The organism is Vibrio sp. 10N.286.51.B11 (assembly GCF_041469245.1).
GTDB lineage: Bacteria > Pseudomonadota > Gammaproteobacteria > Enterobacterales > Vibrionaceae > Vibrio > Vibrio crassostreae_C.
Genome location: NZ_JBFRKI010000070.1, coordinates 1 through 1241, shown reverse-complemented (window position 1 = coordinate 1241; position 1241 = coordinate 1). Strand labels below are relative to the sequence as shown.

Annotated in this window: 1 protein-coding gene; it reads right to left on the bottom strand. The window is 46.0% G+C overall.

All coding sequences use genetic code 11. From position 1 onward, the window contains the following. Positions 1-1241: bifunctional aspartate transaminase/aspartate 4-decarboxylase (locus tag AB4154_RS22265; protein ID WP_372124145.1), on the bottom strand; the 1241-nt coding region annotated here is incomplete at both ends.

Here is a 1241-nt window from a genome sequence, read left to right as displayed (position 1 = left end):
GTTTCGTGAGCAAGACGGAATAGGAAGTCTTTACCTTTCTCGTTAGCTTTGAACCAGTCGACAAACTCTTGACCGTAAAGTTTGCCACCTAGCGTGTCTAGCTCTAGTAGTGTGTAGTAATCCACACGGTCTTTGTTCTCTTCGATTGCTACACCCATGTTTTTGTAAAGCGTTGTGTAGCGCTCACGGATGATGCGTTTACAAGCGGCTTTGTAGCGACCTTCTGAGTCCATTAGACAAGTTAATGCAAACATCGCCATTTGTACTTGTTGTGGTAGAGACAGACCTGCAGTATGGTTCAATGCTACGCTGCGGCTATCAGCAACGATACGGTCGATGAATTTGATGTCACGTGGCTCTGGAGTTAGCGTTTTGTAACGGTCGTCCAATTGGCACTGTGTCGCTTCACTGAATGAGCGAAGTGTATCGTCGAACACGTTCTCATCGTGAATACCGATAGTGCCTAGACGCCAGCCTGTTGCACCAAAGTACTTAGAGAACGAGTAAACACAAAGTGTGTTGTATGGTAGTTTTGCAAATAGAGAAACGAAGTCATCGGCAAATGTACCGTATACGTCATCAGTGATGATGAATAGGTCACTGCGTTGCTCATTCACAAAGTTCGTTAGGTTCTCTAGAGTCTCGTCAGAGAATTTCACTGATGCTGGATTAGCAGGGTTAACAACACAAAGCAGTTTGATGTCTGTATCTGCCAGTTTTTCGATTTCAGACATTGGTAGCTGCCAAGTGGTCTCATCAAGGCGTAGTTCAACGATTTCCAGCTCATATTCTGCTAGCTCTGGGATTTCTAGGTAAGGGGTAAAGATTGGCGTGATTAGCGCAACTTTGTCACCTTTTTTCAATAGACCATTGTTGAACATGGTTGCGAACGTGTACGTCATTGACGCAGTGCCGCCTTCTGTTGCGAACAGGTCAAAGTTAGTCGTCATTGGCATTGGGCCGTACATCTCTTCTGCGATGTATTGTTTAACCACTTTCTCGATGTTCACTAGCATACGTGGTGGCACTGGGTAGTTACACGCAAGGTAAGCCAGTACTAGCTCGTTTAGGAACGCTTGTTTTTCGATGCCTAGACGGTCTTTTGCGTAGCTTAGTGCACGACGTAGGAAATCAACGCCTTTGTCTGTTGCATATTGGCTTGCGAACGTGTCGAAACGCTCAACGATGCCGACGCCATCAGGGATACCACCGAAATCACCACCTAGGTAAGCGTAGTTACG